Source organism: Microbacterium aurantiacum (genome assembly GCF_002872075.1).
In the GTDB taxonomy this organism is placed as follows: domain Bacteria; phylum Actinomycetota; class Actinomycetes; order Actinomycetales; family Microbacteriaceae; genus Microbacterium; species Microbacterium aurantiacum_A.
Map to the genome: position 1 here is coordinate 322,741 of NZ_PGGU01000006.1, position 7,581 is coordinate 330,321.

Annotated in this window: 7 protein-coding genes; 3 read left to right on the top strand and 4 right to left on the bottom strand. The window is 68.6% G+C overall.

Going from position 1 to position 7,581, the window contains the following annotated elements; all coding sequences use genetic code 11:
* Nucleotides 1–23 precede the first annotated feature (23 nt).
* The gene (locus CUR96_RS06860) at nt 24–383 is read left to right on the top strand and encodes a hypothetical protein (RefSeq protein ID WP_102192531.1); all 360 of its coding nucleotides are present in this window, start codon (nt 24–26) and stop codon (nt 381–383) included.
* Between the two features lie 524 nt (nt 384–907).
* Here CUR96_RS06860 and CUR96_RS06865 read toward each other — a convergent pair.
* Nucleotides 908–1,609, bottom strand: a complete 702-nt coding sequence (locus tag CUR96_RS06865; RefSeq protein ID WP_102192532.1) for a hypothetical protein — start codon at nt 1,607–1,609, stop codon at nt 908–910.
* Between the two features lie 19 nt (nt 1,610–1,628).
* On the opposite strand from CUR96_RS06865, the gene CUR96_RS06870 reads away from it, so the two are divergent.
* On the top strand, nt 1,629–2,147 hold the full coding sequence (locus CUR96_RS06870) for an HNH endonuclease signature motif containing protein (RefSeq protein WP_102192533.1): 519 nt from the start codon (nt 1,629–1,631) through the stop codon (nt 2,145–2,147).
* Between the two features lie 115 nt (nt 2,148–2,262).
* Here the strand turns inward: CUR96_RS06870 and purH are convergent, their stop codons facing one another.
* Genes purH through CUR96_RS06885 form a run of 3 tightly spaced genes read right to left on the bottom strand, consistent with a single transcriptional unit; the run spans nt 2,263 to nt 5,886 of the window.
* On the bottom strand, nt 2,263–3,870 hold the full coding sequence (gene purH, locus CUR96_RS06875) for a bifunctional phosphoribosylaminoimidazolecarboxamide formyltransferase/IMP cyclohydrolase (RefSeq protein ID WP_102192534.1): 1,608 nt from the start codon (nt 3,868–3,870) through the stop codon (nt 2,263–2,265).
* Nucleotides 3,871–3,906: 36 nt separating this feature from the next.
* Nucleotides 3,907–4,506, bottom strand: a complete 600-nt coding sequence (gene purN / locus CUR96_RS06880) for a phosphoribosylglycinamide formyltransferase (RefSeq protein ID WP_102192535.1) — start codon at nt 4,504–4,506, stop codon at nt 3,907–3,909.
* A gap of 9 nt (nt 4,507–4,515) precedes the next feature.
* Nucleotides 4,516–5,886, bottom strand: a complete 1,371-nt coding sequence (locus tag CUR96_RS06885) for a cell division protein PerM (RefSeq protein ID WP_219721965.1) — start codon at nt 5,884–5,886, stop codon at nt 4,516–4,518.
* A 91-nt stretch (nt 5,887–5,977) separates the two neighbouring features.
* Here CUR96_RS06885 and CUR96_RS06890 point away from each other — a divergent pair, with 91 nt between their 5' ends.
* Nucleotides 5,978–7,456, top strand: a complete 1,479-nt coding sequence (locus CUR96_RS06890) for an NCS2 family permease (RefSeq protein WP_102192536.1) — start codon at nt 5,978–5,980, stop codon at nt 7,454–7,456.
* Nucleotides 7,457–7,581 lie beyond the last annotated feature (125 nt).

A 7,581-nucleotide genomic window follows, 5' to 3' on the forward strand; every position in this document is an offset into this window, starting at 1 on the left:
AAATCGGGTCGTGTGGTCTGAGCATGGCGGCGATCGAAGACGTGCGGGCTCTGGGCACCGAGTTGGAGCGCTCCTACCCGGTGCGTGTACGCGGAAGGTTGAAGTTCCGAGTCGGTCAGCTCGTGTACGTCGCGTTCTCCCTCGACGAGAGCGTGATGGGGTTCGCGTTTCCGAAGGAGGAGCGCGAGGCGCTGGTCGGAGGAGATCCGCGCAAGTTCCAGATGCCTTCGACGTCGGACCTGCGATTCAACTGGGTGCACGCGGAACTGCTAGCTCTGGAACCTGCGGAGGCTCGCGAGCTCGTCGTCGATGCGTGGCGAATGGTCGTCCCGAACAAGCTCGCTCGTGCGTACGATCTCGCTCATCCGGGTGGCCCGGGTTGAGAACTCGTCCGGTCGGTGCGCGGCTTGCGCCCCGCTGATGCTTGCTCACGTCGGGTCTCCGCGAGACGAAACGCGTGGCCTCTCCTCGTCGTTGAACGGGCGGAGCGAGACGAAACGTTGCCCCCTCCCGTTCGCTCGTTGAGCGATGCTTCGACTCGCTGGCGCTCGCTCAGTGCGGGTCTCCGCGAGACGAAACGCGCCATGATCCACTCGACTCCGAGAACGTTGAAAAGTTTGTCTGATCTGCTTCTTTTCGGCCTCTGAATGTCGGTGGCCCTCCGCAGAATAGAGGTATGAACAACCCCGTGGCTCTCCTCGATCAGGTCGTCTCCGACCTGGATCAGGTGCTGGGTGCGGATGCTCTCGCGTCGCTGTCGGATGCCGACCGGATGCATGTTCTTCGCGTCGCCGGGGAGGCGTTCCGCCGCATCGAGGCGGTCGTCGGGGAGACGACGTCCGGGGCAGAGCCTGGGTTTCCGGAGGAGTTCGGATGCCGGAACATGAACGAGCTTCTGCAGCGGGTGCTACGGGTCGATGCGCCGGGCGCTGCCCGGGTCGTGAAGACCGCGGATCTGCTGCACCGAGATGTCGAACTCACCTCGGGTGCCCGGTTGCCCGCGAGGTGGCCGTCGTTGCGTGGCGCGATGCTGGACGGGGCGATCGGGATCGCCGGGCTGCTGGCGGCGACCGGTCCGATCGAACAAGCCCGAGGTCGGATCGGAGCGGCTGATCGGTTGCGGGCGGATGCCGAACTCGCCGGCCAGGCCCGCGGCTACGTCCTCGCCGATGCCGATGCCGATGAGCGGGCGGATGCCGATGCTGTGGTCGCCGATGTGGCGCCGCCGGCGACGCCAGAAGATCTGAAGCAGTTCGCGCAACTGATCGCGCTGTATCTGGACCCGGACGGATCCGCGCCGACCGAGGCGGAGGCGTCGCAGTCCCGGTCGTTCACGATCGGGAGGCTCCGCAACGGCACCTACCCGGTCCGCGGGAACATGCTGCCCGAGGTCTACGCGCAGATGCAGCTCATCTTCGACGCGCAACTGAACCCGAAAACCGACGGACCCGAGGATCTCGGCGTGACGTTCCGCCCGTCCGATGAGATCGACAGTCACGATGACGGCGCAGACGGCACAGATCCGTTCAACTCCGACCCGAGGAATGTGATCGAGCCGCGCACCCGCGCCCAGAAGCAGCACGACGCCCTCGCCCGCAGCACTGGGCATCGCGGCCCGCCACAACGAGATGCCCAGCCTGGGCGGCGCGGCGCCGACCCTGGTCGTGCACGTCGACGCGGCCGACTACGCATCCGGATCATCGGCCGGATGGGCGACGATCCCCGGCATCGACGCCCCGATCTCGGCATCCGTCGCCTCCCACACCGCGTGCACGGGCACGATCCAACGGGTGCTGTTCGACGAGGGCCGCATCGTCGGCATCAGCGTCACCGACCGGGTCTTCACCGTCCACCAACGCCGCGCGATCATCGCCCGCGACAAGGAATGTCTGATCCCGGGATGCCATGTCCCAGCGTCCTGGTGCGAGATCCATCATGTGACCGAACACGCCCGCGGCGGACCCACCCACACCGACAACGGGGTGCCATTGTGCTGGCATCACCACCGCACCCTCGACAGGTCCGGATGGGAGATCCGCATGATCGGCGGCATCCCACAGATCCGCGGACCCGGATGGTGGGACCCCGACCAGCGATGGCGCACACCACGCGCCACCCTCGACACACTCACCCGCACCCGCGTCTGACGGCGCACCTGGGCACGCTCACCGACCCCAGGACACCTCAGAGAATGAGTTTGATCGGGCTCAGCAACGGCGCGTCAGCTGCAACCGCGAAAGGCTCGTGCAGGCTCCGCCGGACTCAGTGGAAGAAGTGGCGCTCCCCGGTGAAGAACATCGTGACACCGGCCTTGCGGGCGGCATCCACGACCTCTCCATCGCGCACCGAGCCGCCGGGCTGCACGATCGCCGAGATACCCGCATCGATCAGCACCTGCGCGCCGTCGGCGAAGGGGAAGAACGCGTCGGATGCCGCGACCGAGCCGGCCGCCCGGTCGCCCGCGCGCTCGACGGCCAGGCGGCACGAGTCGACTCGGTTGACCTGTCCCATTCCGACACCGACCGTGGCGTTCCCGCGGGCGAGGACGATCGCGTTCGACTTGACGGCACGACAGGCCTTCCACGCGAAGACGAGGTTCTCCATCTCCTCATCGCTCGGACGCTCACCGGAGACCAGCTCCCAGTTCGTCGAGACCGAGGCGATGTCATCGGGGAAACGGTCCGCGTCCTGCAGCAGCAGGCCGCCCGAGACGAGGCGCACGTCCATCCGCTCCTGCTGCCAGTCCTCTGGGAGCTGCAGCAGACGCAGGTTCTTCTTCGCCTTGAAGACCTCGAGAGCGGCGGGCTCGAACGACGGCGCCACGATGACCTCGGTGAAGATGTCCTTGAGGTTCTCCGCCATCTTCAGCGTGACGGTGCCGTTGGCCGCGATCACTCCGCCGTAGGCCGAGACCGGGTCGCACTCGTGCGCCCGCAGGTGGGCACTGGCGATGGGGTCGAGCGCGTTGGGCGCCGTCGTCGCGATTCCGCACGGGTTCGCGTGCTTGATGATCGCCACGGAGGGCAGCACCATGTCGTAGGCGGCGCGCAGGGCGGCGTCGGCGTCGACGTAGTTGTTGTACGACATCTCCTTGCCCTGCAGCTGCGTGGCCTGGGCGATGCCGTGCCCGCCGACGCGCGAGTAGATGGCAGCTCGCTGGTGCGAGTTCTCTCCGTATCGGAGGGTGGCGAGGCGCTCGGCCTGGATCGTGAGGTGCGCGGGCAGATCGCCGGGCTCGTTCAGGGTGCCCTCCGCGAACCAGGAGGCGACGGCGGTGTCGTACGCGGCCGTGTGCGCGAAGGCGCGAGCGGCGAGCTCGCGGCGCTGCGCATGGGTGGTGCCACCCGAACGGATCGCGTCGATCACCGCGGGGTACGAGGCAGGAGAGACGACGATCGCGACATTGGCGTGGTTCTTCGCCGATGCGCGGACCATGGCGGGTCCGCCGATGTCGATCTGCTCGACGACGACATCCCCCACAGCGCCGGAGGCCACCGTCTCGACGAACGGATACAGGTTCACGACGACGAGCTCGAACGGCTCGATGCCCAGGTGCTCGAGCTGCCCCTCGTGATCCTCCAGCCGCAGGTCGGCGAGGAGGCCGGCGTGCACGGCCGGGTGCAGGGTCTTCACGCGGCCGTCCAGCATCTCGGGAACCCCGGTCACGGCCGAGACGTCGGTGACGTCATAGCCGGCCTCGCGGATCGCGGCGGCCGTCGAACCCGTCGAGACGATCTCGGCGCCGGTCTCGGCGAGGGCCGCGGCGAGCACCAGCAGGTCGGTCTTGTCGCTCACCGAGATGAGCGCCCGGCGGATCGGCACCGCATCGCGATCGCGGTAGAGCGAGGGGTCGTGACGGGGGCCGGCCATGGTGGGCTCCTTCAGCGTGGGACGTGCGAGGGGTGATCAGGAAAGGGTGGAGGATGCGGTGTTCAGCGGAAGCTCGCCGGTGGCGATGCGACGGACGACATCGATGAGGAGACGGCGTTCGACGGGCTTGATGCGATCGTGCAGGCTGTGCTCGCTGTCGTCGGGGAGGACGGGCACCCGTTCCTGCGCGAGTATCGGCCCGGAGTCCACTCCGTCGTCGACGACGATGACGCTGGCGCCGGTCTCGGTCACACCGGCGGCGAGCGCGTCACGGACGCCATGGGCACCGGGGAACTCGGGCAGGTATGCCGGATGCGTGTTGATCAGTCGCGGCGAGTACTCGGCGACCAGCGCCGGTGGCAGCAGACGCATGAGTCCGCTGAGCACCACGAGATCAGGCGTCCAGACGGCGAGCTGGCGTCCGAGCTCCTCGCCCCAGGACTCGCGGCTGTCGTGCTCGTGCCACGGAACGGTGAAACTCGGGATGCCGAACTCCTCGGCGTGCGCGAGCCCGTCGGCGTCGCGGTCGGCGCCGACGACGACCACCCTGGCGGGGAAATCGGGGTGACGAGCGGCCTCGAGGAGGGCACGAAGGTTCGAGCCGGTGCCCGAGATGAGAACGGCGACCGTGAGCACCCGCCCAGTCTACCGGGGCGGGAACGCCGGCCCGTCCGGCTTCTCGAACCCGGGCAGGCGGTCCAGCGGGACGGTCTCGTGATCGGCATCCACGATCAGTGCCGCCGCATCCGCACCGACAGCCGCATCGGATGCCGCCATCTCAGCCATCCAGCGGTCGGTGCGCTCCTCCGCCAGTTCGTCCCGATGGCGGGGCGACAGCAGCAGGATGGCCGCACCGATCAGCACCTCGACGCCGATGGCCAGTGCGAACGGCCCGACAGCGGGTCCGGCCTCCGCCAGACGGCCCGGCCCCATCGATCCACCGGCCAGCACCGCGGCCAGCGCCGCGACTCCCGACGCGAGTCCGGCGATACCCCCGGCGATGACGGCTCGCGGCCCGATGCGCAGAGGCGTGCCCTCCCAGACCAGGCGCGAGCGCACGGCCCAGCCTGCGACCGCGCCGGCGGCGATCGGCACGATCACGACGATGAGCATCCAGATGGAGCTGTTCTCCGGCAGCAGCCCCAGCACCGGGATGCCGGGAACGACGCCGAGCTGAGTGCCGGCGGGAGACACAGCCGTGCCGGCGCCGACCGAGAACCCGGGACCGGCCAGCCACGATGCCGCCCAGACGATCAGCGTCGGCAGGTACGCGAGATGCCCGAGCGCGAGCACCGTCACCCCGAGGAGATCCACGCGCGCCGCCTCGAAGAGCGCGACGACCTCTCCCCCGCGCAGCAGCACCATCACGGCGACGGCCAGCGCCGACGCGCCGGTCACGGCGACGACGACGAACGCCGCACCGCGCACCGCAGCCGCCGGCACGGTGCCCCAGTCGCCCCAGCCGTCGACGATGTCGTGCAGGCGATCCAGCATCCCGCCGTCGCCGTCATCCCAGGCCACGCGGATCGCGCCACCGAGAGCGCCGGCGAGGTACGCCGCCGACGGCAGCAGGATCGACAGCAGCAGCGAGGTCTCCGCAGCCTGCATCCGGGAGGTGAGGGCGACCCCCGTCGCGATGAGGGCGAAGACCGTCGTCCCCGACAACGACCCCAGCAGCCAGGCGCCGGATCGCGCCGCGCGTCCCCCGGACCGAGCCGCGAACAGGAGCGTGAACAGGAGGAATGCCAGCGGGGTGACCGAGACCACGAAGGAAGCAGCCTCCTGGGCTATGCCGGCCGCGACGATCACGTCCTTCGGCACGGTGATGTCCAGCGGGACGCCGTGCCCGAACTGCCAGAGCGTTCCGGTGAGGGGCCAGAGCGCGCCCCAATCCGCGGCCGTCCCGAAGGCGATGGTCCAGAGCAGGGTCAGCGGAGCCAGCAGCACGGCGAGGCCGACGCCTGCCGCAATGGCAGCGTCGACGGCGGCCAGAAGCGCGACGAGGAGGCGTTGCATATCGAATCGAGACTACGACGAGAATCCCTGCTCCTCCTGTGGGCGCGCGCGTCGCCCGCCACACGATAACGTCATCATCGGAGGTTCCCCCATGACAGCTGCCCCGCCCACCGTCCGTACTCCCGCAGAGCCCGCCGGCGCTCTCGACCGCTTCTTCGAGATCACCACGCGCGGCTCGACGATCGGCACCGAGATCCGAGGCGGCGTGGTGACTTTCGTCACCATGGCCTACATCGTGATCCTGAATCCGATCATCCTGTCCGGCAAGCCCGATGTCGCCGGGAACATGCTGGACTTCAACGCGGTGGGAGCCGCGACGGCGCTCACCGCCGGTGTCATGACGATCCTCTTCGGTCTCGTCACGCGCCTGCCCTTCGCCTTCGCCGCCGGCCTCGGCATCAACGCCTTCGTGGCATTCTCCGTGGTCGGACAGGTCACCTGGCCCGAAGCGATGGCACTGGTGATGATCAACGGCGTCGTCATCGTGCTGTTGGCTGCCACCGGCCTGCGGAAGATGATCTTCGACGCGGTGCCGTTCCAGCTCAAGATCGCCATCACCGTCGGCATCGGCCTGTTCATCGCCTTCATCGGCTTCGTCAACTCGGGCTTCGTCACCGCGACAGGGGCTTCCTCGCCTCCTGTGGGTCTCGGCGTCGACGGCTCGGTCGCGACGATCCCGAGCCTGCTCTTCGTGATCACGCTCATCCTGACCGGCATCCTGGTCGCCCTGCGCATCAAGGGCGGCATGCTGACCGGCCTCATCGGCGGCACGGTGCTCGCCGTGATCGTCGAGGCGATCTGGCACATCGGCCCGCGCGCGTTCGACGACGAGGGGAATGTGGTCAACGCCGGCGGCTGGGGTCTCACCGTCCCCGCGCTCGACGGCTCTCCCGTGAGCTTCCCCGACCTCAGCCTCGTGGGTGCCGTCGACTTCACCTTCGACTTCGGCAAGGTCGGCCTGGTCGCCATCGTGATGATCGTGTTCACGCTGCTCTTCACGAACTTCTTCGACGCGATGGGCACCATGACGGGCCTCGCCAAGGAGGCCGACCTCGCCGACGACAACGGCGACTTCCCGCGCATCAAGTCGGCGCTCGTGGTCGAGGGCGTCGGCGCGATCGCGGGCGGCGCGACCTCGTCGTCGTCGAGCACCGTCTTCATCGAGTCGGGCTCCGGCATCGGAGAGGGCGCCCGCACGGGGCTCGCGAACGTGGTCACCGGGTTGCTGTTCCTGATCGCGATGTTCCTCACGCCGCTGACCTCGATCGTCCCGACCGAGATCGCGGCTGCGGCCCTCGTCATCGTCGGAGCGATGATGATGGCGCAGATCCGCTTCATCGACTTCGCGGACTTCCGCGTGCTGCTGCCGGTGTTCCTCACGGTCACGGTGATGCCGCTCACCTACTCGATCGCGAACGGCATCGGTGCGGGCTTCGTCAGCTGGGTGCTCATCCACGCCTTCTCCGGCAAGGCGAAGAGCATCAGCCCGCTGCTCTGGGTCGTGGCGGCCGGGTTCCTCGTCTTTTTCGCCCGCGGTCCGATCGAGGCGTTGTTCGGCGTCGGCATCTGATCCGCAGATCGAGGAGGGAGGGGCGGATGCTGCAGCATCCGCCCCTCCCTCCTCGGCGTGCACCTCAGCCGGTGTAGGCCGCGGCGAACTCGGGAGACGGCTCGATCGGCTCGATGACGTCGATG